This is a genomic window from Limnoraphis robusta BA-68 BA1 (genome assembly GCF_034932365.1).
Lineage (GTDB): Bacteria > Cyanobacteriota > Cyanobacteriia > Cyanobacteriales > Microcoleaceae > Capilliphycus > Capilliphycus robustus.
Genome location: NZ_JAYGHR010000004.1, coordinates 1 through 25,681, shown reverse-complemented (window position 1 = coordinate 25,681; position 25,681 = coordinate 1). Strand labels below are relative to the sequence as shown.

The window sequence follows — 25,681 nt, the reverse complement described above, 5'->3', positions numbered from 1 at the left end:
TTTTTTTGAGTAGATGTTAATTTTTACGGGAAAAGAATAACTGCTCCTACAATAATTTCTATTTTCTAGGATTTCGGCATCGCCATTAATTGCTAATCGGTTTAGCAGAATGATCGGAGGAAGTCGAAACCTCTTTTTTTGCTCCTTCAGTCAGACTGTAAGTTCTCAGTCGGGGAAATTTTTCAGCTAAGTGTTTGCGAACCACCTGCAACGTATCACGAGGATTCGGCGGTTTACTCAAAAAATCTGAAGCACCTGCGAGTTTAGCGTAGTTTCTATCAACCACCGTATCCCGACTGGTGAGAATCACAACAGGGGTATTCTGAAAAATGGGAGCATTGCGTAAAAACTTACAGACAATATATCCGTTCGCATTGGGCATGACTAAATCTAAAAAGATTAAATCGGGCTTATGTTCGGCAATTTGAGCCAGTCCTTTCACCGGATTTTGGATACTCAAAATTTGACATCCCATTGGTTCGAGAATTTGCTTGAGACTTTGAGCCGCTACCGGGCTATCATCAATACAGGCGATTAACGGTTGCTTGCGAGTCGTCGAAGATGATTTATCAGTATAATCCGTTGAATTTTTTGTGGTTTTTGTGAGGTTTTCTTCGGCTTTTGCTGGCAAATCCGGCAACATTCTAAACTGCAATAATCCTTTCTGAAGTAAAGGAACTAAAGCCCGAGTAACACTGACTAAAGGCTTTTCGATTTGCTGGGAAATATCCCACAACGTCAAGTCTCCATTCAGATATTTGACTAAACCCGAGAGGGCTTTCGGATTAACGGGTTTGGTCAAAACTGGAGCCAGATTGGGGTCAAGGTTGTTTAAGTTTGCCGTTTGCCATTGGCTTTGTATTTGGGCAACTTGAGGTAGAATACTTTTGACTTCCTCATAGGAAAGACTAAGGTGCTTTGAAAAACCAGATTCTAGGGAAGTATGAGCTTCCCAATGAAAGTTTAAGTCGATAGGGCGAGTCATAGAAAATAACACTTCACTCAGGACTCGTCGCATCACGCCTTTAGCTTGAGAAAGGTTAAGTTCCTGACGACGAATTCCCTGATATAACAGCTTATATTCCCACAACAAATGCTCAATGGGTGGTGAGGAGGGTACTGTTATTTTTGGGCAGTATTTTTCGATGGCTCTTGACCACCGTCTGACTCGATGAACATTGGTTGCAGCATAGAGTAATTGGCCTTGGCTGAAGTAAAGTTTTCCTTCTTCGGTATGGCTGCTGAGAGTTAGGATACCACTATTGTGATGTTGACTCAACTGCTGTAATTTTTGATCAAGCTGTTTAAGATGTATGTATTCGGTTGTTGTCATGGTGGGTTCGCAGTGGGTAGACGCCAAGTAGACAGGCTAGAGAAATCCGATAGATGAAGCTGAGACACCAGAGCGACTTTCGTTGAGAAGATCAATGGACTTCTTCTCCTGAAGTTGGTCTTTTCACGGGATCATCAATACTAAGTAAAACACTTAAAAATCCGATAAACAAGGGGTCTCTATCCTGATCTTAGATCTATTTTTTAAGAATTATATTAATTTTTATTGTATTATAATAAACAAGCAAATTTTTAAAATTCTAATCAAGTAGAGAAGTGAGCATTTAAGACTCACTTCCTAACTGATTTTTTCCCGGAATTTAATTTCAAAATAGATTTTACATTCAGAACAAAGAAGCTGGTTTGATCGAGTAAAGTTGAGCGTCGGGGTGATTCTAAGCGAGTCCCGCTTGTCCAGAAGGGATTGTAAAACTTCTGACTGTACTGATCAATTCTTCGCGATTAATTGGCTTAGTTACATAGGCAGATGCCCCTTGTTTTAATCCCCAGTTTTTATCAATGTTAGCGGATTTACTCGAACAAATAATAATAGGAATATGAGCAGTTTTATTCTGATTTTTTAGCTCCCGACACAACCCAAATCCACTTTGACCCGGCAAAACGACATCGGTAACAATCGCATCAAAAATTTTATGTTCTAGCAAGGCTTTAGCGGCTTCTGCCGTTGTCACATTGTGAACATCAAAACCGGATTGACGTAAGCAACCAATCATCACGTCTGCTTCAGTCGAATTGTCTTCTATTACTAATATACTTGTCATTGCACAACCTCATCAATAATTTAAACTTTTGACTCAAACTTCACTCAAAATTTACAATGTATTCTATCCTGTATTATTGCTCAAGTTAAAACCTTTGAAGATCTCGGAAGGTATTTTTGGACGATTTCCAGAGTCTCCTGAGCCTTCGGAGGTTTGACTAAAAAATCGGAAGCACCCACAAGTTTAGCACGACTGCGATCAATAACATTATCCCGACTGGTGAGAATGATCACAGGTGTATGCTCAAATAGAGGTGCATTTCTCAAAAATTGACAAACGGTGTAACCATTAGCATGAGGCATGATTAAATCTAAAAAGATTAAATCCGGTTTTTGTTCGGCAATTTGAGCTAAGGCTTTAACAGGATCTAGAATTCCCACCACTTTATAGCCAGCAGGTTCGAGGATTTTTCGTAAACTTTGAGCGATCACAGGACTATCATCAATACAGGTGATCAGAAAGGGTTGCTTACGGCTTTGAGATGAAGCATCTGAAGGGGGTAAAGTCTTAGTCGGGGTTGGACTTATAGGGGCTGAGACATCAGGAATTCGCCGCAGTTGAAGAATACCTTTTTTAATCAAAGGAACTAAGGCTTTCGTGATGGCGGTGACGGGTTTTTCCGTCCTGACAGCAATATCCCATAAGGTAAACTTGCCATTGAGATATTTAGCCATGCCGGAAAGGGCTTCAGGATTCAGTTTCTTTTTAGACACCGGAGATAAATCAGGACTAATACTGCTTAAACCGGCGGCTTGCCACTGCTGTTGCATTTGATCGGCTTTGGCAAAAATCGGCTTGACTTCAGGAAAAGACAGCGTTAAACCGAGAGAAAGTTGGGTATTTTCTTCTTGATAGGATTTCCATTGGCAACTGAGATCACTGTAACGAGCCAGAGAAAAGAGTATCTCTAAGCTGACTTGACGAATCACAACTTTAGCCTGAGTTAAACTGATTTGCTCTCGGGCTACTCCTTCATAAAGCATCTGATATTCCCAGGGTTTATTCTGCTCAAATGAAATCAGTGCCGATGAAGGTTTCCAACCGGAGCAATACTTCACCACTGCCCTTTGCCAGCGTCGCACCCGATGAAACTCACCTGTAACATAGAGTAACCGACCATAAAACAGGTGAAATTGTCCTTCTTTTTCATGGGTTGAGAAGCATAAGTCCCCTGTTGCCATTTGCTGACATCGGCGATCTAATTCTTGTGCTAATCGTTGGTAGGGAGTAGATTCGTCAGTTAACATCCTATCCTCATTTTATCAGAATGTTTTTAGCTTGGGAGACTTAGTAATCCGCCAGAAACTCAGTTGCTCCTCTATTATTTATTATCACACACATACGCGACAACATACCAGTTTGCTCAACGGTTGATCTGGATGACTCGCTGGATGATTTGATGCAGGTTTTCCGTCAAATCCACTCGGTTAGAGCGCTTAGGTATCCTCTTAATATACAAATTCCGTAATTTTACGGAGGTTAGTTTTTAGTGAGGGGAGAGCATCGCCAATTATCTACGCATTTTCCGTAAATTTATAAGAAATATTTCTTCTTCAATAACGGTTTTCCTTTGACCAGAGCAGCAAGAGAACTTCTGTTCGCTATATTTGCGAGTTTGTTTCTACTTAGGGTATAATCTGATCGGCTAGCTTTATCTTGTCATGCAAGATTACCAAAAATTGCCGCACACGCCCCTACCTTCAGGTATGGGGATATAAGGCTCTTTCTAATGCTATAATAACTCTACTGGCAGGGTATTCAACCAGTTGAAAAACCCAGCATCTAATCGATGCAATTAACCTTGAAAACTTAAGGTATGGGGTTCTTGCAAGAAATGCTTTGGCCATATAAAACCTTAAAGCACCAAGTACAGAGAACAAAGCATTTTTTTCTCAAGTACGGTAGGGCATACCGAAACTATCTCTGAAATGGGATGAACGACTGGGGAGACTCACCCCTCTGGAGTAGGTTAGGAAACTAGCTTGCTGTAAGGGTTGTCAATGAATCAGTAATCCAAAGCCGTGAGGCTTGGAGAATCCCCTTTCTTTAGAAATGGGGAGTATGTCAAACTCGCTGACTCTGACCCCCGCCTCTCGAAGTTCTGCTCATTGGTCACCAGCTCTGATGGAGAAGACTATTAATCTGGCTGGATGAATACCAGGGATCGATTGACTTTAATCAATATTATAAAAACGTTGATAATTTTAACCTAAAAAGTTCATCAAATTAGACTTGATCGCTCCGTACTCTTTAAAATTAATGGATAGGCTGAAGTCGGTTCAGACTGTCAACAGAGTTACTAAAAACCTCCAATGAATCCAAGTCAACTTAATCTCCCTAAAGCTGATATTCTGATTGTTGATGATACACCCATGAATTTACGTCTGCTCTCAACCATGTTGAGTGAGCAGGGATATGAAGTTCGTCAAGCCATTAGTGGTCAAATGGCATTGACAGCCGTTCAAACTTCTCAACCGAGTTTAATATTACTCGATATAATGATGCCTGATATCGATGGATATCAAATTTGTGCTTGTCTAAAAAATAATCCCCAAACGGCTGACATCCCAATTATTTTTTTAAGTGCGTTAGATGATGTTTTAGATAAAGTCAAAGCCTTTCAAGTGGGGGGTGCAGACTATATTACTAAACCCTTTGAATTTGAAGAAATCTTAGCAAGAGTTCAAAATCAACTCGCTTTAAAAAATGCCAAAGAAAAACTGAGTAGCCTGAAGACGCAACTGGAAAAACGAGTCGAACAGCGAACCCAACAGCTTGAAGTCGCCAATGCTAAACTTCTGGAAATGGCACTGCATGATCCCTTGACAGGATTACCCAATCGTCGGTTTTTTATGAGGAAGTTAGAGCAAGCCCTCAACCAAGCCAAGCAAAATTTAGACCATCAATTTGCCGTTTTATTTTTAGATTGCGATCGCTTCAAAATTGTTAATGATTCCCTGGGTCATTTAGTGGGAGATGAACTCCTGATTGCTCTGAGTCGTCGTTTAGAAAGCTTGTTAAATCCAGAAGATATTTTAGCAAGATTAGGAGGTGATGAATTTACCATCCTTCTCAACCCTATAGAAGACTCAAACCGAGTGATTCAAATTGCCGATCAGATTCTTGAGGCTCTTTCTCAGGCATTTCAGCTCAACCGACATGAAGTTTTTATTAATACTAGCATCGGCATTGCACTGGGGGATTCAAACTATGAAGATCCCGAACATTTATTAAGAGATGCAGATACGGCTGTCTATCGAGCTAAAGCGTTAGGTCGAGGTCGATATCACATTTTTGACTCCACAATGCACGTCGCTGCCATTAATGTTTTAGAGCTAGAAACCGAACTCCATCAAGCGATTAAGCAGCAAGAATTAGTCGTTTATTATCAACCTATCGTCGTTTTAAATACAGGTAAAATTATCGGCTTTGAGGCTTTAGTGCGTTGGCAGCATCCCAGCCGAGGCTTAATTTTTCCCCAGTCGTTTATTCCCATTGCTGAAGAAATTGGATTAATTATTCCGATTGGAAACTGGGTTTTGCGTCAATCTTGTGAACAACTCCGAATCTGGCAACATCAAAATCTTGTTGATGATTCATTCTTTATTAGCGTCAATCTTTCCACTCGACAGCTTACCCAACTCGATCTGATTCCATCTGTTGATCAAATTCTCGCGGAAACTCAAATTCATCCTCAATGTTTAAAACTGGAAATTACTGAAAGTGCATTAATGGAGAATCCCACCATTGCCATTGAAATTCTCCAACAACTCAGACAACGAGGAATTCAGTTAGGAATTGATGATTTTGGTACGGGCTATTCCTCTCTGAGTTACTTGCATTATTTTCCTTTAGATACGCTGAAAATCGATCAATCCTTTGTTAAACATCTCGATGAGACATCAGAAAATAAAGGACTTGTCCCTGTGATTATTAATATCGCTCAAATTTTAGAGATGAACATTATTGCCGAAGGGATCGAAACTAAAGCTCAGTTAAAACAATTGATTGGCTTAAATTGTGTCTTAGGTCAGGGGTATCTATTTTCTCATCCCGTCGATGAGAAGGAAGCGATTAATCTGGTTTTATCCAATGAATGGAATCAACTTTTTTCCTAGATAATAGCTGTTTAATCCAGCCTGCTGAATGTCGGAAATCACAATTTATAATAAATCAATGTTATGAATTCACTTGAAACAAGTTTGAAGAAAACTGATATTCTCGTCGTTGATGATACCCCGGCAAACTTACGTTTGCTTTCCAATATGATGACTGAATATGGCTATAATGTCCGACAAGCGATCAGTGGAAAAATGGCACTCACTGCCGTCAAAGCCGTCAAGCCCGATCTGATTTTGCTCGATATTAATATGCCGGAAATGAATGGTTATCAAGTCTGTGAACAGCTCAAAAGCAACGAAGAAACTCGCCGAATACCCATTATTTTTTTAAGCGCTTTAGATGATGCTTTGGATAAAGTAAAAGCTTTTCAGGTGGGTGGAGTCGATTATGTGACGAAGCCCTTTCAATTTGAAGAAATTATTGTCAGAATTCAAAATCAACTGACGATTCAAAGTTTACAAAATCAACTTCAACATCAAAATAATCAACTCAAAACAACCTTAAGTGAATTACAAGTCACCCAAGCCCGACTGGTTCAACAAGAAAAAATGGTGGGCTTAATGCAATTAGTCGCCGGAATTGCCCATGAAATTAATAATCCCATTAGCTTTATCTCAGGAAATCTCGATCCAGCGAATGAATATATTCAAGATTTACTCAAGTTAATTCAACTTTACCGAAACGAATATCCTCAACCGCCTCAAGTGATTCAGAAAATGACAGAAGAAATTGATCTAGATTTTATCATTTCTGACTTACCAAAAATCATCGGTTCTATGAAAAATGGTGTACATCGAATTAGTACCATTATTCTAGCGTTACGCATTTTTTCTCATTTAGATGAATCTGATATTAAATCGGTTAATCTTCACGAGGGGATTGATAGCACGATTATTCTCTTGCAACATCGATTTAAACTTCCCAATGGTGATTGTGTTCTTAAAATCATTAAAAATTATGGTAAAATTCCTAAAATAACCTGTTATCCTAGTCAATTAAATCAGGTCTTTTTAAATCTATTAAGTAACGCCATTGATGCGATAGAATCCAAATTGGATAAAAATCCAGAAACTTTCAAGAATCCAAGGATTTGGATTGCCACTCGATTAAAAGATCAAGAAACCGTACAAATCATTATCAAAGATAATGGAATGGGAATTTTACCCGAAGTTAAATCTCGTCTATTTGATCCTTTTTTTACGACAAAGCCTGTGGGAAAAGGAAGTGGGCTAGGTTTATTAACCAGTTATCAAATTGTGGTCGAAAAACATCGGGGAAAACTCGATTTTTATTCAGCTTTTGGAGAGGGGGCTGAGTTTATTGTGGAAATTCCAGTCCAACAAGCTAAAATAACCTCATAAGCACTCCGGTAGATCAAAAACCGACTTGCTGCTAGACTCATGGATGAGATTTTTATTTTTCTAAAAAGTCGTGAATCTAAACACCGTTTTAAGTCTGCTCAGAGAAACCTTTAACGAATGGCAACAGGATAAAGTTCCCATCCTCGCGGCTGCCCTTTCCTATTATATGATCTTTTCAATTGCACCCCTATTAATCTTAGTGATTGCGGTTTTGGGCTTTATCGTTGGAGAACAAATTGCCCAAGAAGAAGTCTTTACTAAATTAGAATCTTTGGTGGGTGCAGAAAATGCAGTTTCAATTCAAACTGTGCTGAAAAATCAATTTAGCCCTAGCTCAAATATTAGAGCTACCCTGGTTGCGATCGCAACTATCCTGTTTGGTGCCACCACCGTTTTCGCTCAACTCAAACAAGCCTTAAATATGATTTGGGGAGTACAACCCAAGCCCGGACGAGGACTTAAAGACTTTATTAAAACTCGAATTTTATCAATTTTCATGGTATTGGGGATCGGTTTAATATTGTTACTCTCAGTGATAATCAGTTCAGTCTTATCGGGAACCAGCGAAATCCTGGAAAAATATTTATTTATCCCCAGTTTCATCTGGTCTCTCGTCGATCTTGCCATTTCTTTTGGCTTAATCACTCTACTTTTTGCTCAAATTTATCGCGTTTTACCTGATGTCAAAATTGCCTGGAAAGATGTCGGAGTCGGCGCCGCCATGACAGCCGTTTTATTTATCATTGGAAAATCATTCATCAGTGTTTATCTCGGTCACAGTAGCATCGCATCCGCTTACGGTGCAGCAGGATCATTTGTCGTTTTGTTAATGTGGATATTTTATTCAACTCAAATTTTCCTGTTCGGTGCAGAATTTACTCAAGTCTGGTCTCGGCGCTATGGTTCGCAAATTCGACCCAACAAAAATGCCACCTCAACACTGAGGGAATAGGCACCAAGGACAGAGGAAAAATCCCCTGGCAAAGATCCAACGGTTGCAGCTAAACGGTATGATTACAAAAGTTAAAATCAATCAATTTTAAGGGCGGGTATTAAGATGAATCTGAGTGAACTATTGGAACCCATTGCAAGCCAGTTCCGAAGTTTAGGGATTCCCGAACCCATCACCCATTGGGGACATCCCGTGATGATGGGAATTGTTGTCCTAGCGATGGGGAGTACCGTTGCCTACACGGGATGGCAAGGGCGACTGGCATCCGATAAAGAAGTTGCACTCAAAAGCCGCTCAAGCCATCGTCAAATCGCACCTTGGATGTTTCTATTCATGGCGTTGGGCTACACAGGCGGACTGCTTTCGCTAGTCATGCAAAAACAGCCGATTCTCGAAAGTCCACATTTTTGGACTGGTACTGCATTACTCGGCGTCCTCGCCATTAACGGTTTGATTGCCTTCAGTGGCTTCGCCGGAAACAAAGATGCACTACGGATCACCCATGCCTACCTCGGCACTTTAGCCATCTCAATCATGCTGATTCATGGCATACTAGGGCTAAAGTTGGGCTTGTCCATCTAAACTAAGGTCTGCCTGCCAAGCAGTAATGAATCAAACGGCAGTTACTATTTTTGGTCTCGCTTATATTCTGGGGTTGCTCTGTAGTGCTGTGGTCTGGGGAAGATCAGCCGTGTTAGTGCTTGCCTTAATTTTGGCGATCGCGACAATGTTGCGAGAATTCGTGAAACGCAAACAGCGTCAGGCACAAATCAAACGACGGCACAGCCAACAGCAGGAAGCCAAAATAACTGCTTATCCGACGGTAGGGGAAAAAGGGCAATTGATAGCGACCGACTCCCCTGCCTCGGTTTCTGGGTCAAATGCACCCCCGTACAATCCCCCAATCCCAGAAACCGTTTGGTTATTCGCGGGATTAATCGCCATTGCCGCCAGCCTCTATCTGCAAGTTCGCGCCCCCCAACCCGCTCCCAATGACATCAGTCGGTTAGTTACGGATAATGATGCTCCCGAAATGATCATCACCGTTCGTGGAAAAGTCACCACTCCTCCCAATCTCACCCGTTCTGGACGAGCGCAATTTTGGCTCAAAACCGCTCAAGTCAACGAAATTATGGGCAACGACAAGCCGATTGAAGTGAGTCGGGAAGTAAGCGGTAAACTCTATGTCACCGTACCGATCCTACAAGCAACAGGTCTATATCCAGGAGCCGCGATCGCCGTTACGGGAAGTCTCTACAAACCCCAACCCCCCACAAATCCTGGAGCCTTTGATTTTCCCGCCTACTTAGCTCGTCAGGGCGGATTTGCCGGACTTAGAGGCCGTTACCTCACCCTGATTAAACCCTCTGGAGGTCAAAGTTGGGGATGGTGGGCGATTCGACAGCGTATTGTTCGGGTTCAAGTCCAAGGATTAGGCGTTCCTCAAGGCCCCGTTGTCAGTGCGATGGTGTTAGGACGACGAGCCGTTGATCTCCCCTACGATGTTCGCGATCAGTTTGTACAGGTGGGACTCGCTCATATTTTAGCCGCCTCGGGATTTCACGTTTCCCTCGTGTTGGGGGTGGTACTCGCCTTAACCCGAGCCGCTTCACCCCGCCAACGCTTGGGGATTGGAGTCCTGGCTTTACTCGGCTATGTGGGCTTAACCGGGGCGTCACCCTCGGTATTACGAGCCGCATTGATGGGATTAGCCGCATTAATTGGATTTGCCACCAACCGCCAGGTCAAGCCCCTGAGTGTCTTAGTCGCAGTCGCTGTTGTCTTACTCCTGTGGAATCCTTTATGGATTTGGGACTTGGGATTTCAGTTTAGCTTTTTAGCTACTCTGGGATTATTAGTCAGTGTCCCGCCGATGATGAAACGGTTAGATTGGATGCCCCCAACGATAGCGTCTTTGTTCGCTGTTCCCGTTGCTGCATCGATTTGGACGCTCCCTCTACAACTCTACGTTTTTAATATTGTTTCTCCCTACAGCATTCTCGTCAATGTGATTACGGTTCCTTTTGTGGCACTGATTACGTTGGGGGGATTATTTACGGCAATTGTTGCCCTCTTTTGGCCGACAGGCGGAACGGCGCTCGCCTCATTGTTGAATTATCCTGTTGAGGGGTTGCTTACTCTGGTGCAGTTTTTCAGCCAACAGCCGGGAAACTCGATGGCTGTCGGTTCCCTCTCTCAAATTCAATTAATTGCCCTCTACGCCATCAACATTCTCGTTTGGGTGATTGGAAGTCAACGAGAAGCTAGAAGCCTCAACCGTCAAAATTTAACCCGATCTGGGCTGTTTTCTTTCCTATTCAATCCCGTTACTTTCGCCGCGATCGCCGCGATTGCGATTGCGATTGTTCCCGTTTGGTATAACAAATCCTCTCAATTTCAAGCGACGATTCTTGCTACTTCTGGAGAACCCGTTTTGGTGATTCAAGATCGGGGAAATACAACTTTAGTGAATAGTGGAAGTCAAGATACAGCCCGCTACACCGTGTTACCGTTCTTGCAAAAGCAAGGGGTTAATCACATTGATTATTCAGTCTCGACTCATTCTCGTTTAAGTTTAAGTATTGGCTGGCCAGTGATTTTAGAAAAACTACCGATTAAAATCTTTTATGATAATCCTGCGCCTAAAAAAGCTTATTATGTGAGTTCTTTAGAGATTCAGAAAGCAATTGAATCTCGTCAGGGTGTTTATTTACCTCTCCCTCTCGAAGAATTGCTAGAATTGGGTTCAACTCAAGTCGAATTGATTGATGCTGAGACTCCGGTTGTCGAATTTTTTATTGGTGATCTCAAATGGATGTTGTTAGGTGAAGTGAATATTGATAACCAAATTAAACTCTTACAAGCCGAAACCATTAGCCCCACTCAAGTCTTATGGTGGCCGGGAAATGCCCTTGACCCGAAAATACTCAGGGTACTCCAACCTCAAATTGCGATCGCCTCATCGAATACGATTGACTCCGAAACTCTTGAACTTCTCACCCAGCGACAAACTCAAGTGTTTTGGACGAGTCGCGATGGCGCACTGCAATGGACACCCACGAAAGGATTTGAAAGCAGTTTGAACTCTGATCAGACAGATGGTTCTTTCCTGTGATATGATAGTCTGTTAGGGATTAAATATTAGCCCGTTTTCAGTGAAATTGGAGAGGTGGCAGAGCTTGGTTGAATGCGACAGACTCGAAATCTGTTAGGGGTCTTATGGCTCCTCGTGGGTTCGAATCCCACCCTCTCCGTTAAGTTTATCTTCTTATCTCATCTACGTTCCAGCGATTGGTCTGACTCGGAGATGCCTGTGGTGATAGGGGTTGCACAGAGGGCGGATGTCCTCGGAAACAGTTTTTGAGGAAAAAACACCCAAATTTTAGGGATCACAAACTTCCTATGTCATCTCGGCACCCAAATTCTGATACAATTCACAATAACTTAAGATTTTGTCTTAAGATGATCTCAAGATGACGATCTAAGAAAAAACTCACCGACAACACAGTTTAGGAGGAGACTATATATGGCGCTAGTACCCATGCGGTTGCTGCTCGATCACGCGGCCGAAAACAATTATGGCATCCCTGCATACAATGTCAACAACATGGAGCAGATCATTGCGATCATGCAGGCTGCTCACGAAACTGATAGCCCCGTGATTCTGCAAGCTTCTCGCGGCGCTCGCCAATATGCGGGTGAAAATTTCCTGCGCCACTTGATTTTAGCGGCGATCGAAACCTATCCCCACATTCCCATTGCCATGCACCAAGATCATGGTAACTCTCCTGCAACTTGCTACTCTGCCATGCGTAATGGCTTCACGAGCGTGATGATGGATGGATCTCTTGAAGCAGACGCGAAGACTCCCGCCAGCTTTGAGTACAACGTTAACGTTACGGCTGAAGTTGTTAAAGTCGCTCACTCCATTGGTGTTAGTGTTGAAGGAGAACTCGGTTGCTTAGGTTCTCTGGAAACTGGAATGGGTGAAGCAGAAGATGGTCATGGTGCTGAAGGAAAGCTTTCCCATGATCAATTGTTGACTGATCCTGATGAAGCAGTTGAGTTCGTTGAAAAGACTCAAGTTGATGCTTTAGCGGTTGCCATTGGTACCAGTCACGGTGCTTATAAATTCACTCGCAAGCCGACTGGCGAAGTTTTGGCGATCAGCCGCATTGAAGAAATTCACCGCCGCTTACCCAATACTCACTTAGTAATGCACGGTTCTTCTTCTGTTCCTGAAGATCTGATCGCAATTATTAACCAATATGGCGGTAAGATCCCTGAAACCTACGGTGTACCCGTTGAAGAAATCCAAAAAGGAATCAAGAGCGGTGTTCGTAAGGTTAATATTGACACCGATAACCGTTTAGCCATTACTGCTGCTTTCCGTGAAGCTGCTGCTAAAGATCCGGCTAACTTTGACCCCCGCCATTTCCTGAAGCCTTCTATTACCAAGATGAAAGCGGTTTGTGCTGATCGTTATCAGCAATTCTGGGCGGCTGGAAATGCTAGCAAGATCAAGGCTATCACTCTCGATGACTTTGCTGCGAAATATGCTAAAGGTGAACTCAGTGCTACTTCTAAGTCTGCTGTAGCAGTATAGAATTTTAATTCGTTAACTCAGCTTCATCAATTAAGCTGATTAATCATAAAGCCTGGTTTCTGCGTGAAACTGGGCTTTTTATTGGCAAGGTTTAACGTCAAAACCCTGATTATTCTTCACTTCTACAGAACAAGTATGCTCGATTTTCCCTCCATTCCCCATATTACCTTGAATAATATTTCCACTCCCGCCTGCGCTGGCTTTCGCCACAATATTACCGCCAACTTGATTATTAACAACTTTCACATCTTTCATCGCGTAGGGGCTATTATTGGTATCTGCGAGAACTAAAATATCTGCGTTGTTACTTAATTGATTATTTTCAAGGGTGACATTTTGCATTTCTTGAACTTTGTAAAATCCAATATAAGCATTCCCTTGATTATTGCGAATGATCGCCCCATTGACTTTAGTTCCGCCACAACATTCTTGAATTAAAATACCCTCGCCATCGACGCTTAAATAGCCCGTATCTCCGACAATATGACGATAGACTTCATAATTATTTCCTTCAACTAAAACATCCCATCCCGACCAATCAATTGCCCGATTTTCCAAAGTAACAGCACCCGTTGCTTCTCGCATTCCGGTCGGATCTAGCCACCATTGTTTATTCGCTTGGTCTTTGATTTGATTATCTTGAATGATTAAACCTTGACCTGAAGCATGAATAGCGACTCTCATTGTATGATACACCCAATTATCTCGAATTACAACCCCAGGGCGAAATAATCCCGGTTCGGTTTTTGGGGTTGCGGCTAATTTAAATCCTTCACCATTTTTGCCAAAACGATTGACAACAATGCCATAATGATTCCCATAGTGAAAGATTGCTTTTTTGCCGTCTGAATAGGTTAAAGTCGATTTTTTATCGCGGGTTTTCAGTTGATATCCGGGCTGTTCAAAATTATCCGTAATTTGATCATTAATCCGATTATTAGCGACTAAAATATTCTCAGAAGCCGTAAGTTCAAGATTGGCTGCAAAGCGATAACTGTATCTTTGCCAAGGTTCTTGAAAGGAAAGATCAGGAACTTTTGGATCGGGTTGGGCGACGTTATTACTGCGAACTCCAAACACCACAATATTTTTATTTTTCTGGGCGTTCATATCTGCTAAAATCGAAATAGCAGCGCGATTAATCTCTAAATTGACGAAGCCAATATTACTATCTTGTAGAGGATTATTTGTTGAAATTTTTTTAAAAGCTGTTTCGTTCTGTGTGCCATTTCCTGAGAGTTTTGGTTCGTATTTAGGAAAAACTAACTTGGAGGGCGGAGAATAATTAGCAGATTTAGCATCTTTGACAGAAGGGGTTTCACCGCGTAAAATCACGCCGTCTTTGAGTTCAATATTATCGGTAAAGCTATAAGTTCCAGCAGGGAAATAAACAACTCCACCTCCGTTTGATGCGGCTGCATCTCGGGCTTTATTGAATTGTTCGATTAAATTAGAACCGGAAAAGTTATTAATATTATAAACACAATCCCAACGAAGTTGATTCGTCCAAGGATAAGCGTCTTTTCCATAAAAAGATGCAATGATATTATCTACAGGTTCTCCATTGGAAGGATTACAACCCGATGAACGATTAACCTGAGAAAATAACGTTTGTTTATTTTGAGTTTGTTGATTTTGAGAGATTGACTCAGAAGCTTCGGGAGAGACAACCGTTTCTAGTGAATTTTGAGTCGAGGTAGAATTGACAGTAGACTCTTCAGGCGTTTTAACGGTAAAAATCCCGATAAAAGCATAACTGGAAACTGCCAAGCCGATCATAGCAACAGTTACCAGAAAAACTATCCAGAACTTTTTCCATCGGCGGTGAATTGTTTTTCGTGTGTTCATCGAGATCGAGATGTTGTTGATTCGCCTAACTTTATTTTAGCTCCAATGCAGCTAGATTTGTAAGAATAATTGTCCAACTTTTCTCTAAATCCTGGCCCCTTTGAACACATGAAGAATTAGTCGGGGTAAAAACCAGTCAAACCCAGGATTTTTGTAACATTTTTTTACAGTGAACAGGATATATTTGTTAGATTACCTCGGGTATGATTTACAATTTCTTGTAGTTGGAGTAACATTGAGTTTAGCTTTAAACTCTAAGGGTTATCAAAATGGGCAACTTTTTCAGTAAGTTTGGTTTTGTTAAAACGGGCAGTCAGCAAGTTGTTGGAAGCCTTCAAGACGGAACAGCAGTGATTAGTGCAGCAGCACAAGAAAAAGTGAATAATTTACTAGCTGATTATAAAGAAGTGATTGTTTTACTAAAACAGATTGGAATTAAAGTCAATAATTTTCAGATTACAACGGGTATTGGTGTGCCGCAGGTTACGACTAATCTCAGTGGTTCTATTGGCACTGTAAAATCAGAGGAAATCAAAAAATTGATTGAATCAAAAGCAAATAATAAGCTTTTGGGTTTGATGTTAAATCCTTTGTTAACCGTTAAAGAGTTTCAAGAAAAAAGCGTTTCAGAACTCGATCAAGTGACGATTCATGTTGTTTTAGGATTACCGCCAAAAGTCACTATAAATTTATCCTAAATTGACGGTATTTTGTCTTGAATTCAAGGCTAAAATGCGATCGCTATTCAGCTTGTGACAGTTAACGAACTGTCACGCAGTTTTTTTTTTCTTCCGGAACTCAATAAATGACTTTGTAGATGGGGTTGAGTGTTGGAAGGTCAGATTCTCAAGGTAAAGGTGATACTGTAACTTTGAGAAATCTGAAAAAACCTTTCAACACAAGGGGAAGTGAGTTTTTCACTCATTTTTGTTAGGGGGGGTTGCTGAAAATTTCGTAGAAGCAATCACTGAGGTTATTTTCAACATGAACACCAAAAACCCATCTTTGGTATTTTCCTATTTCAACTCTTTATTAACGTTTATTCATCGAGTCAATCAGTTTCAGGTTTTGACAGCGATGGGAGAATACTTTGTAGTTTTTTGAATACATAAATAATCATTTTTAGAAAAAATCTAGATTTTTTTGTAAGTATTCACTGAAATACTGATACTAATCTGCGTGAAATTCTCATAAATTTCATGCTATTGTTGTTGTCAATAAATAGGCTTGTGACACCTCAAGAACTGACACAAAAAACGATTGCTAAAACTAGAGATTTTGGTTTAAGATAAGCTTGTTCTCATCAATCACTTATTTAGAGCTAAAATAAAAATATGCTCGATTGATGAATCAAATTTTTGTGAGGACGTGGAACGGTACTTCTCCGAGAATACAGGGTTGTTGTCTTAACATTTCTGCTGAAAAATCAAGGCTTTAGCTTTGAAAGACCACCAGCAGGAAGCTTCTACCAAGACTGTTGCAAATCCACATACAGAGAAGCTAAAATGGAGAATAACACTGTTCAAATCGGCACCAATCTGAACGGAATTAATGATTGGTCTACTCAATATCCATTGATCGATTATTTCAAAAGTTCACGAGATTGGATTACGCATGGCTCAAACACTTGGAGTACCAATGAAACCAATCAACTCGAACTCGATGAAAACGGTTGGGTCAAATCACTTGATGGCGGTGAATTTACCAGTGTCGGAACGATGCTTCCCAACGATGAAAAAGGGGGTCGATTTGTTGTCCTTTACGACGGTGAAGGGAAGATTGACTATTTACTCGGAGCAAAAAAAGATCAAGCCGCATCCCAACCGGGACAAGATGTTTTCTACGCGCAGCCAGGAGGAAAATTAAACCTCAGAATTACTGAAACCGATCCGAATAATACTGGAGACTACATTCGCAACATTCGTGTGATTCCAGAAGAATACATCGACACTTACCAATCCCAAACTTTTAACCCTGACTTTATCGAAAGCTTAGAGGGTTATAAAGTCCTACGATTCATGGATTGGATAGACACAAATAGCTCCCAACAAAAACAATGGAGTGAACGTCCTGAAGTCGATGATGCCGACTATTTTGGTGGAGGTGTTCCGGTTGAAATCCTCGTCGAATTAGCAAACGAAACCGGAATTGATCCTTGGTTTACCATACCCCATGAAGCCACTGATGAATATGTTCAGAACTTCGCCGAATACGTTAAAGACAACCTCGATCCCAATCTCAATGTCTATGTTGAGTATTCTAATGAAGTCTGGAACTTTATGTTTACTCAGGCGAATTATGTTCTAGATCAAGGAAAACAGGAATTCTCAAATTTGAATGTCACTGATAACGAAAAAGCCCGTTATTGGTTCGGAAAACGCACCTCTGAAGTGAGTCAAATTTGGGATGATGTCTTCGGAAATGACAAAGATCGTGTCGTTGGAGTTTTAGGCGCTCAAGCGGCGAATTCCTGGACCGCAGCGAAGTCTTTAGAATACATCGACTCTACTGGATTATCCTATGAACAAGCCGGAATTGATGCGATCGCAATTGCGCCCTATTTTGGGAACTATCTGGGAAATTCCCAATATAAAGCCGAAGTTGAAAGCTGGACAAAAGATCCTGATGGCGGTTTAAATAAACTGTTTCAAGAACTCACTGAAGGCGGAGTTCTCAGCAACGGACCAGAAGGAGGCGCTTTACAACGATCATTTGATTGGATGCAAAAATATGTTAACCTTGCCGAGCAAAAAGATTTAGATCTGGTTGCTTATGAAGGTGGACAGCATCTTGTCGGTACAAAGGGTGTTGAAAACAATCAGGCGATTACGGATTTATTTATTGCAGCAAACCGTGATTCTCGCTTGGGAGAATTGTACACTGAATATTTTGAGAAATGGTCTGAACTCGGTGGCGGTTTGTTTGCACACTTCAGTGATGTTGGGACTCCTACTAAATGGGGAAGTTGGGGAGTTCGAGAAAGTATCTATCAGGAAAGTTCGCCCAAATTTGATGCGATTAAGGAATTTTTAGCAGCGAGTTCCAGCCCGGATAATCCTAACCCAGATGATTCTAACCCGGATGATCCAGTTGTTGATGATCCTGATCTTGATGATGATTCAACTCCCGATGAGGATGATCCAACTTCCGAACCGGATGACTCTGGTACAGAAGTTCCCGATGATTCTACTTCTGAGTCTATCGTGATCGAAGCTGAAGACCTTGAACTGACAGGTTATACCGTCGAATCAATTAATGGTTCTGGCGCTTCTGGGGGTCAACACATTTCTCTCAAAGGTTCTCGGGACAAAATAGGAACGGCTTTAGGAAGCTTTGAAGGGGAAGCGGGAACTTATCGGGTGGAAGTCAGTTACTTCGATGAAAGTGATGGTGTTTCCGCCGCTACGGTTACTGTTGCGGGAGAAAGCCACAGTTTCGAGTTGGACGAAGATTTAGGTGAGTATGGATCAACACCTGACTCATTAACGAGCCGTGTGACTCACGAAGCGGTACAATTACAGCCCGGTGATTCTTTTGAAATTTCGGCTCAAGGTCGTCAGGGCGAATATGCTCGCTTTGATACGATTAAGTTTACTCCCCTAGAATCAGCTTCTGCTGCCAGCGATTTGTTAACAGGTGAACCTCTCGAAGCAACTTCAGAGAGTTCTGTTGAGTCTGATGCTTCTGAGCAACTGATTGTTGATCCCAATTCAGACAGTTTGTTAGTGACAGATTTTGTAGATGGTCAAGATATCATCCAATTAGCTGAGAATCTGACCTTTGAACAGTTGGAGTTTGTGCAGTCTGGTGAAAATACGTTGATTCAAATCGCCGAAACCGATCAACTCTTAGCCACGCTTGAAGGGGTATCTGCAAGTTCTCTCGATAGTCAGGACTTTGCAATCCTTTAAAACCAATAAAAACCCGGTTTTTGGGCAAAAATCCGATCACACTTTGCAAAGTTATTTGACATCCTCTCCGCCGTAAACGACGGAGATTCCAAACATCACTGTTTGGGTTTCCTCTTTCTATGAGTTGACTTACTCAACTGGGTTTCCCCACTTAAGCAGAGATCAGTCTCTCGGGAGGCGTTGATTTCCATCTGCCCGACGGTATTTGATAGCTGTTTGAGTGCAGATTTTAGAATGTTTTTGGCGGCGTTTTCATCCCGGTCTGCTACATACCCACAGTGAGGACATTTGTGAGTCCGGGTGCTGAGAGTTTTGACAACCTTTTCACCGCAATTTGAGCAATTTTGAGAAGTATATGCGGGTTCAACAGCAATCACTGTCACCCCATAAATTCTCCCAAAATACTCTAACCATTCTCTAAATCTGTACCAAGCAGCATCATTAATTGATTTAGCTAGATGATGATTTTTAACTAAATTGCGTATCCGTAGGTTTTCAATCGCTACCAAGTCGTTAGACTGTATGACGTGTTGGGCCTGTTTACAAACCCAATCGTTACGCCTGCGTGAAACCTTAAGATATTTTCTACCTAAACGATTTCTGGCTTTTGAGCGGTTTTGACTTCCCTTTTTTTTTCGAGATAATCGACGTTGCAGCTTTTTAATTCGTCGCTCATCTTGTCTTAAAAAGCGGGGATTCTCTACCTGTATCCCGGTGGAATCGGTGTAGAAATGGTTTAAACCGACATCCAAACCTGTTTGTTTGTTACTGAGTTCTTTGTTTTCCTCCCTTTTATGATCGAGCAAAAATTGGGCATAATATCCATCGTGTCTTCTAATCACCCTAACCCGTTTAATTTGTTGGAGTTGATAGAAGTGGAGATTTCGACTTCCCCAAAGCTTAAATGTACCCGCTTGAAACTTGTCTGAGAAAGTTAAATAGCGTCTATCTTCTGAAAGCACCCAACCCGATGTTTTGTACTCAACTGATGCTCTGACTTGGTACTTTTTAAATTGGGGAAAGCCTTTCCTCCCCGGTATTTTTTGCCGACAATTTTGATAAAATCGTTCAATTGATGCCCATGCTCTCTCTGCGTGCGCTTGTCGAGCCATAGAATTGAGTTTGTTTACCCAGGGAAAACTAGGGTTGTCTGACAGCAGTTTGCAGTAGGCATAAGCATCGTTACGACTTTTAACTTGACCATTTATCCATGCTTTAATGATGCTGTTACGAACGAAACGACCAGTACGGATAGCTTCGTCTAACTTTCTGTACTGGTATTGCGTTCCTTGTAGCTTCATTTCATAGACAATCATGTTTATCATTGTCGCTCCACGATAAGTTATTGTAGCATACAATAATCCGTCGTGAACGACGGGGCTTTAAACCTGCTTCTCTTGGTAAAGTTGTGCAATAATAAAAACGCCCTCCTCATGGAGAGCGTTCGTTAACTAGCTATTCGGATCGAACACTGGCATTAGCCATTGATGGAAGGAGCCACGAGTGCAACCGGCTCAGACTCACCAGAAGCTAAGTCTAATGGGAAATTATGAGCATTGCGCTCGTGCATAACTTCCATACCCAAGTTTGCACGGTTGATTACATCAGCCCAGGTATTGATCACACGACCACTAGAGTCGAGGACAGACTGGTTGAAGTTGAAACCGTTGAGGTTAAACGCCATCGTGGAAACGCCTAACGCGGTAAACCAGATTCCGATAACCGGCCATGCACCTAAGAAGAAGTGCAGTGCGCGAGAGTTGTTAAAAGAAGCATATTGGAAGATAAGCCTCCCAAAGTAACCGTGAGCGGCTACAATGTTATAGGTTTCTTCTTCTTGACCGAACTTGTAACCGTAGTTTTGAGATTCAACTTCAGTGGTTTCACGAACCAAAGAAGAAGTTACCAAGCTTCCGTGCATCGCACTAAACAAAGCTCCACCAAACACACCTGCAACACCTAACATATGGAAGGGGTGCATGAGGATATTGTGTTCAGCCTGGAACACGATCATAAAGTTGAAGGTTCCAGCGATACCCAAAGGCATACCATCAGAGAAGCTACCTTGACCAATTGGATAGATCAAGAATACCGCAGTGGCAGCAGACAGAGGAGCTGAGTAGGCTACACAGATCCAAGGACGCATTCCTAAACGGTAGGATAACTCCCACTGACGGCCCATGTAGCAGCAGATGCCGATGAAGAAGTGGAAAATCACCAACTGGTAAGGGCCACCGTTGTACAGCCACTCATCGAGAGATGCAGCTTCCCAAATCGGGTAGAAGTGTAAACCAATCGCGTTAGAAGACGGAACAACAGCACCAGAGATGATATTATTTCCGTACAACAAAGAACCCGCTACAGGTTCGCGAATCCCGTCAATGTCAACCGGAGGTGCAGCTACAAATGCGATGATGAAGCAAATGGTCGCAGTCAGCAAGGTCGGAATCATCAGAACCCCAAACCAACCGATATAGATGCGGTTGTCGGTGGAAGTGATCCAGTTGCAGAACCGTTCCCACGGGTTGGCGCCTTCGCGCTGTTGTAGTGTTGTGGTCATGCTTGAATAATTGCTAAATTCTGTTTTCAAGGTACGCTCGGTAGCAAGTTAGCTACCTTGAACCTGATTGTATCAGGTCAGCATACATATGAGAGTTTTGTAAAGCATTTTTTATAAAAGTTTGTTTATGTTTACATAAGCAGGGCTTATTAAAAGCATAGCGCTTTGTGTGGGGAATAGGGAACAGGCAAGATCTCCCAAACTCCCGACTCCCAACTCCGGGGCGGGTTTATATAAGTTGTCTGTCAGACATGATGGATCTATTCGGAACCCGCCCCTACACCTGACTTCTTTCTAACCGGGGGGCCATTGCATGGGACGACCGCCCAAAATATGAATATGCAGGTGATAAACCGTCTGACCTCCATCTTCCCCATTATTAATCACCACTCGAAAACCGTTGTCAAGTCCTGCTTCATCGGCAATTTGTTTAACTTTTAACAACAAATGTCCCATCAGGGCATGGTCTTCTGGAGTCGCATCGGCTAACTTAGGAATAGGCTTCTTTGGAATCAGAACAATATGGACAGGTGCTTGGGGGGCAATGTCCTTAAAGGCTAAAACCAACTCATCCTCGTAAACAATATCAGCCGGAATTTCACGACGGATGATTTTACTAAATACCGTTTCTTGATTAGTCATTGGTCTGATTTCGTCTAAATTTAACTCTAGCATCCGATGGACAACGAAAAGCTGCAATTTTTGTAGCTTCAGTTGTTCTGTCAATTACAGGAGATCATTTGAAATATTATCCATCAAAATCATCATGTTAGCTAGAGTTTGGAGTGCTTCCGTTGTCGGAATTGATGCCGTGAAAGTTGGAGTCGAAGTTGATATCTCGGGAGGACTCCCGAAAATCGTGGTTTTAGGTTTACCCGATACTGCTGTCCAAGAATCTCGTGAACGAGTTAAAGCGACATTAAAAAACGCCGGATATGCCTTTCCAATGCGGAGTATTGTGATTAATCTAACTCCGGCTGATTTACGCAAAGAAGGGCCGAGTTTTGATTTACCGATTAGTCTTGGGATTTTAGCCGCTTCTGAACAAATTAATCCCAATTTATTAGGGGATTTTTTATTTTTAGGTGAAGTTTCACTAGACGGAAGTTTGCGGGCGGTAGCGGGCGTTTTACCAATTGCGGCGGCGGCTTCTCAAATGGGAATTGCGGGGTTAGTTGTCCCGGAAGATAACGCCCAAGAAGCCGCAATTGTGGAAGATATGGCGGTTTATGGGTTCAAAACAATTTTTGAAGTGGCTGACTTTTTAGAACGTCCAGATGCTTATAAACCTGTGAAGTTAGACCTCTCCAAAGTGTTATCTCAAAGGCAAAAAATTGATTTAGATTTAAAAGATGTTAAAGGACAAACTCATGCTAGACGAGCCTTAGAAATTGCCGCAACAGGCGGACATAATCTGATTTTTGTTGGGCCTCCCGGAAGTGGAAAAACGATGTTGGCGCGACGTTTACCCGGAATTTTACCGGCTTTAACCTTTGAAGAAGCTTTAGAAGTAACTCGGATTCATTCTGTTGCGGGATTGTTAAAAAATTGCGGCAGTTTAGTTTGCGATCGCCCCTTTCGCAGTCCTCATCATTCGGCATCAGGGCCATCTTTAGTCGGAGGGGGAAGTTTTCCGAAACCCGGTGAGATTTCACTGGCTTCTAATGGTTTACTTTTCCTCGATGAATTAACCGAATTTAAGCGTAACGTATTAGAGTATTTACGTCAACCTTTAGAAGATGGATTTGTTACCGTAACTCGCACTCGTCAATCCGTTGTTTTTCCCGCTAAATTCACTTTAATTGCCAGTACAAATCCCTGTCCCTGTGGGTATTACGGCGACCCCATTCAACCTTGCACTTGTTCGCCTCGACAACGAGAACAATACTGGGCAAGACTATCTGGGCCATTGATGGATCGGATTGATTTACAAGTGGCTGTTAACCGTTTAAAAGCCGAAGAAATTACTCAAAAATCGACCGGAGAAAGTTCAGAAACCATCAGAGAACGAGTTAAGAAAGGACGAGATATTGCTCAAGTTCGGTTTCAAGATGAAGCGAATATCCAGTGTAATGCTCAAATGCAAAGTCGCCATATTCAAAAATGGTGTCAACTCGACGACACTTGTCTTCAGCTTTTAGAAGGCTGTATTCGGAAATTAGGGCTGTCAGCCCGAGGCAGCGATCGCATTTTAAAAGTGGCCCGTACTATTGCTGATTTAGCGGGATCGGATGGAATTCAGGCCAATCATTTAGCCGAAGCCATTCAATATCGTACCTTGGATCGAATGCAATAGATATCAGGTCAAAAAAAATACAGACTCACTCGTAAATTTACGGAGATTTGCGAGTTGATCAATACATCCAAAGTTTTCCAAGTTCAGTAATTTAACGCTTCTCTATTTTGGCTAAAAAATTTAAGATAGTGCCAGGAGTCTTCAATCTATTCCAGTTGATTGATAACTGAGCCAGAACGATGAAAAATAAAATTGATGCAATTCTCGACGGACTCATTCCCTCTGTGACTGAAATTTTAGAACCGGGTGCAGCTTTGATGAAAAAAAGTAATCCTCAAATGAGCCAAAATCCGCAAGCTTTTGGTTTTGCGTTTGAACATTTGCAAGCCATTGGCTATAATATTAACGCGGGACTAAAAGGATCGGAATCTCCTGATGATCAACTTCCCCGCGATGGAATGACAAAATTGAGTCCAGATCTTTATATTCAGAAAGTCGGACAAGTCATTGCTGAAATTCAAGCCCAAGCGAGTTCAGCACAATATCTTGAAAAACAAGTTAAATCTCAGCGTTATTCGGGAGAAATTCCCAGCAATTCCGAAAACGCTCATCTAGTAGGAGCAACCCTTCTCATTGATATTGATGGGGTTCAAAGCTTTCCAATTAGCCAAAATTTTGCTCAATGGGTTGCTGAAAATCCTTACTTAGCAGCAAACGTAATGAGTGTAGCCGCAACCGTAAAAGAAGTGAACGGTGCAGGTTTAGAAGGTGCCGCTATTAACGCAACGCTCAATATTTTGTTTCAGTCTATTAAAAAAATAGGGGCTTATTGTCGAGAGGAAAAAGAACTCGCTAAAGCCGAAATTTTTAATATTCTAGAAGTAACTTTAGCAGGTTTAAAAACAGGTTTTATTCGATCTGTAGCGATTAAAGTGATCCAAAAACTGATGGATGGAAGTGCTTTTGCTGCATTAGGATTTACGGTCGGAATTGAAGTAATTCCGACTTTAATTAAAGTTTTAAAAGATGAAATAACCCTGGAAGAAGCCATCACAGAAGTCGGGCCAAGAATGTTGACTTCTGCTGTTATTACAACCGTTGTGATCTTATTTCCAACTGTCGGAACCGCCTTACTCAGCGCTTCAGTCATCAAAGCCATTTGGGAAGAAATTTCTCCAGAATGGAAACGTTATCTAGTCAAAACGCGGACTGATATTGGTTCAGCGATCGCCACCGGAAATGCAGTCATTGCCATTTCAGGAGTGGGGATTATTGAACAACAAGTTTGGAACAATCTCACTCAAGAACAACGTCAAGCTGTGATTAAAAAAATGAAACATTCAACTCCAGATCAAGTCAAAATTGCTTATAACATGACCCTAGAAAAAGCAACAGAGGGGTTTGATGTCGCATCCGGTTGGTTAGGGGAGAGAACATCAGAACTCGCTCAATCCGTTGAAAGTGCAACACCCATGAAAATTAAAACTGCATTGAAAGAAATCTTAGACTGTCATCAGAAAAGAGTTGTCTATAAAGTTGCTTGAAATGCAGAAGAAGTCAGGAGTTTTGGGGGCGAAAAGTTACCTGTAAGTCCCATGAGGAAAAGGTTTCGGTTGGCAGTCCTCTGAAAAGATAAACCAGGCGATGGCGCGGTAGCACACAATTGGCTTGCCAATCGCAAAAAAGTACGTCAATAGACCTGCAAATTAGCCCGATCTAAGGTCGGCTTGCTCAAAACCTTACCCCAAGCTGTTTTTACCCCGAGTTGTCGCCCCTCCAGACTGAACCCAGAACCATCAAAGGCGTTCGTGATGGTCATAATCTCGCGCTCGACTGCCGTTAGTTTTACCAAGAGAAGCAGGTTTAAAGCCCCGTCGTTCACGACGGATTATTTTATGCTAACATAAGTTTATCGTGGCTTGATGCCGATAATCTATGCTTGTGTATGAAATGAAGCTGCAAGGAACGCAA

General features: G+C 41.9%; 18 protein-coding genes and 1 tRNA gene. 11 read left to right on the top strand and 8 right to left on the bottom strand.

Annotated features, from left to right (window positions below; translation table 11 throughout):
* Window positions 1-85: 85 nt before the first annotated feature.
* The 3 genes from VB836_RS03270 to VB836_RS03260 form a co-directional block, all read right to left on the bottom strand.
* The gene (locus VB836_RS03270) at window positions 86-1,333 is read right to left on the bottom strand and encodes a response regulator (RefSeq protein ID WP_323217979.1); all 1,248 of its coding nucleotides are present in this window, start codon (window positions 1,331-1,333) and stop codon (window positions 86-88) included.
* Between the two features lie 394 nt (window positions 1,334-1,727).
* A complete protein-coding gene (locus VB836_RS03265) occupies window positions 1,728-2,114 on the bottom strand; it encodes a response regulator transcription factor (protein ID WP_323217978.1) in 387 nt (128 codons plus the stop codon).
* A gap of 80 nt (window positions 2,115-2,194) precedes the next feature.
* Window positions 2,195-3,361 (bottom strand): response regulator, encoded by a 1,167-nt coding sequence (locus VB836_RS03260; protein ID WP_046279615.1) that lies wholly within the window; start codon window positions 3,359-3,361, stop codon window positions 2,195-2,197.
* Window positions 3,362-4,426: 1,065 nt separating this feature from the next.
* Here VB836_RS03260 and VB836_RS03255 point away from each other — a divergent pair.
* The 7 genes from VB836_RS03255 to fba all read left to right on the top strand — a co-directional run bounded on the left by VB836_RS03255 (window position 4,427) and on the right by fba (window position 13,155).
* Window positions 4,427-6,232 (top strand): putative bifunctional diguanylate cyclase/phosphodiesterase, encoded by a 1,806-nt coding sequence (locus tag VB836_RS03255; protein WP_323217977.1) that lies wholly within the window; start codon window positions 4,427-4,429, stop codon window positions 6,230-6,232.
* A gap of 63 nt (window positions 6,233-6,295) precedes the next feature.
* Window positions 6,296-7,597, top strand: coding sequence for a hybrid sensor histidine kinase/response regulator (locus VB836_RS03250; RefSeq protein ID WP_323217976.1), 1,302 nt, complete (start codon window positions 6,296-6,298; stop codon window positions 7,595-7,597).
* A 70-nt stretch (window positions 7,598-7,667) separates the two neighbouring features.
* The gene (locus tag VB836_RS03245) at window positions 7,668-8,549 is read left to right on the top strand and encodes a YihY/virulence factor BrkB family protein (RefSeq protein WP_323217975.1); all 882 of its coding nucleotides are present in this window, start codon (window positions 7,668-7,670) and stop codon (window positions 8,547-8,549) included.
* Between the two features lie 105 nt (window positions 8,550-8,654).
* Complete coding sequence (locus VB836_RS03240; protein ID WP_323217974.1) at window positions 8,655-9,131, top strand: DUF4079 domain-containing protein; 477 nt, start codon at window positions 8,655-8,657, stop codon at window positions 9,129-9,131.
* A 25-nt stretch (window positions 9,132-9,156) separates the two neighbouring features.
* Entirely contained in the window at window positions 9,157-11,664 is a 2,508-nt protein-coding gene (locus tag VB836_RS03235) for a ComEC/Rec2 family competence protein (RefSeq protein ID WP_323217973.1), read from the top strand.
* Window positions 11,665-11,712: 48 nt separating this feature from the next.
* A tRNA-Ser gene (locus VB836_RS03230) sits at window positions 11,713-11,803 on the top strand.
* Between the two features lie 272 nt (window positions 11,804-12,075).
* Window positions 12,076-13,155 (top strand): class II fructose-bisphosphate aldolase, encoded by a 1,080-nt coding sequence (gene fba, locus VB836_RS03225; RefSeq protein WP_323217972.1) that lies wholly within the window; start codon window positions 12,076-12,078, stop codon window positions 13,153-13,155.
* A 78-nt stretch (window positions 13,156-13,233) separates the two neighbouring features.
* Here fba and VB836_RS03220 read toward each other — a convergent pair whose 3' ends face one another.
* Window positions 13,234-15,003, bottom strand: a complete 1,770-nt coding sequence (locus VB836_RS03220) for a right-handed parallel beta-helix repeat-containing protein (protein ID WP_323217971.1) — start codon at window positions 15,001-15,003, stop codon at window positions 13,234-13,236.
* A 269-nt stretch (window positions 15,004-15,272) separates the two neighbouring features.
* Between VB836_RS03220 and VB836_RS03215 the strand changes: the two genes are divergently transcribed.
* Complete coding sequence (locus VB836_RS03215; protein WP_323217970.1) at window positions 15,273-15,701, top strand: hypothetical protein; 429 nt, start codon at window positions 15,273-15,275, stop codon at window positions 15,699-15,701.
* Between the two features lie 807 nt (window positions 15,702-16,508).
* Window positions 16,509-18,914 (top strand): carbohydrate-binding protein, encoded by a 2,406-nt coding sequence (locus VB836_RS03210; protein WP_323217969.1) that lies wholly within the window; start codon window positions 16,509-16,511, stop codon window positions 18,912-18,914.
* Window positions 18,915-19,009: 95 nt separating this feature from the next.
* On the opposite strand, the gene VB836_RS03205 is transcribed toward VB836_RS03210, so the two are convergent.
* From VB836_RS03205 to VB836_RS03195, 3 genes are all read right to left on the bottom strand, one after another.
* Window positions 19,010-20,230: an RNA-guided endonuclease InsQ/TnpB family protein gene (locus VB836_RS03205; RefSeq protein WP_323218078.1), complete on the bottom strand. Its 1,221-nt coding sequence runs from the start codon at window positions 20,228-20,230 to the stop codon at window positions 19,010-19,012.
* Between the two features lie 161 nt (window positions 20,231-20,391).
* A complete protein-coding gene (psbA, locus tag VB836_RS03200) occupies window positions 20,392-21,474 on the bottom strand; it encodes a photosystem II q(b) protein (protein WP_323217968.1) in 1,083 nt (360 codons plus the stop codon).
* A gap of 294 nt (window positions 21,475-21,768) precedes the next feature.
* On the bottom strand, window positions 21,769-22,116 hold the full coding sequence (locus VB836_RS03195) for a histidine triad nucleotide-binding protein (protein ID WP_046279299.1): 348 nt from the start codon (window positions 22,114-22,116) through the stop codon (window positions 21,769-21,771).
* A gap of 124 nt (window positions 22,117-22,240) precedes the next feature.
* On the opposite strand from VB836_RS03195, the gene VB836_RS03190 reads away from it, so the two are divergent.
* Together VB836_RS03190 and VB836_RS03185 are read left to right on the top strand one after the other, a co-directional pair.
* The gene (locus tag VB836_RS03190; RefSeq protein WP_323217967.1) at window positions 22,241-23,770 is read left to right on the top strand and encodes a YifB family Mg chelatase-like AAA ATPase; all 1,530 of its coding nucleotides are present in this window, start codon (window positions 22,241-22,243) and stop codon (window positions 23,768-23,770) included.
* A 179-nt stretch (window positions 23,771-23,949) separates the two neighbouring features.
* The gene (locus VB836_RS03185; protein ID WP_323217966.1) at window positions 23,950-25,254 is read left to right on the top strand and encodes a hypothetical protein; all 1,305 of its coding nucleotides are present in this window, start codon (window positions 23,950-23,952) and stop codon (window positions 25,252-25,254) included.
* Window positions 25,255-25,400: 146 nt separating this feature from the next.
* On the opposite strand, the gene VB836_RS03180 is transcribed toward VB836_RS03185, so the two are convergent.
* Window positions 25,401-25,529 (bottom strand): hypothetical protein, encoded by a 129-nt coding sequence (locus tag VB836_RS03180; protein ID WP_323217965.1) that lies wholly within the window; start codon window positions 25,527-25,529, stop codon window positions 25,401-25,403.
* Window positions 25,530-25,681 lie beyond the last annotated feature (152 nt).

Excerpts from the sequence above, each read along its gene's own strand:
- VB836_RS03235 (WP_323217973.1), top strand. The coding sequence starts at position 9,157 with ATGAATCAAACGGCAGTTACTATTTTTGGTCTCGCTTATATTCTGGGG.
- psbA (WP_323217968.1), bottom strand. The coding sequence starts at position 21,474 with ATGACCACAACACTACAACAGCGCGAAGGCGCCAACCCGTGGGAACGG.
- VB836_RS03250 (WP_323217976.1), top strand. The coding sequence starts at position 6,296 with ATGAATTCACTTGAAACAAGTTTGAAGAAAACTGATATTCTCGTCGTT.
- VB836_RS03220 (WP_323217971.1), bottom strand. The coding sequence starts at position 15,003 with ATGAACACACGAAAAACAATTCACCGCCGATGGAAAAAGTTCTGGATA.
- VB836_RS03240 (WP_323217974.1), top strand. The coding sequence starts at position 8,655 with ATGAATCTGAGTGAACTATTGGAACCCATTGCAAGCCAGTTCCGAAGT.
- VB836_RS03270 (WP_323217979.1), bottom strand. The coding sequence starts at position 1,333 with ATGACAACAACCGAATACATACATCTTAAACAGCTTGATCAAAAATTA.
- VB836_RS03205 (WP_323218078.1), bottom strand. The coding sequence starts at position 20,230 with ATGATTGTCTATGAAATGAAGCTACAAGGAACGCAATACCAGTACAGA.
- VB836_RS03215 (WP_323217970.1), top strand. The coding sequence starts at position 15,273 with ATGGGCAACTTTTTCAGTAAGTTTGGTTTTGTTAAAACGGGCAGTCAG.
- VB836_RS03260 (WP_046279615.1), bottom strand. The coding sequence starts at position 3,361 with ATGTTAACTGACGAATCTACTCCCTACCAACGATTAGCACAAGAATTA.
- VB836_RS03255 (WP_323217977.1), top strand. The coding sequence starts at position 4,427 with ATGAATCCAAGTCAACTTAATCTCCCTAAAGCTGATATTCTGATTGTT.
- VB836_RS03185 (WP_323217966.1), top strand. The coding sequence starts at position 23,950 with ATGAAAAATAAAATTGATGCAATTCTCGACGGACTCATTCCCTCTGTG.
- VB836_RS03180 (WP_323217965.1), bottom strand. The coding sequence starts at position 25,529 with ATGACCATCACGAACGCCTTTGATGGTTCTGGGTTCAGTCTGGAGGGG.
- fba (WP_323217972.1), top strand. The coding sequence starts at position 12,076 with ATGGCGCTAGTACCCATGCGGTTGCTGCTCGATCACGCGGCCGAAAAC.
- VB836_RS03210 (WP_323217969.1), top strand. The coding sequence starts at position 16,509 with ATGGAGAATAACACTGTTCAAATCGGCACCAATCTGAACGGAATTAAT.
- VB836_RS03265 (WP_323217978.1), bottom strand. The coding sequence starts at position 2,114 with ATGACAAGTATATTAGTAATAGAAGACAATTCGACTGAAGCAGACGTG.
- VB836_RS03195 (WP_046279299.1), bottom strand. The coding sequence starts at position 22,116 with ATGACTAATCAAGAAACGGTATTTAGTAAAATCATCCGTCGTGAAATT.
- VB836_RS03190 (WP_323217967.1), top strand. The coding sequence starts at position 22,241 with ATGTTAGCTAGAGTTTGGAGTGCTTCCGTTGTCGGAATTGATGCCGTG.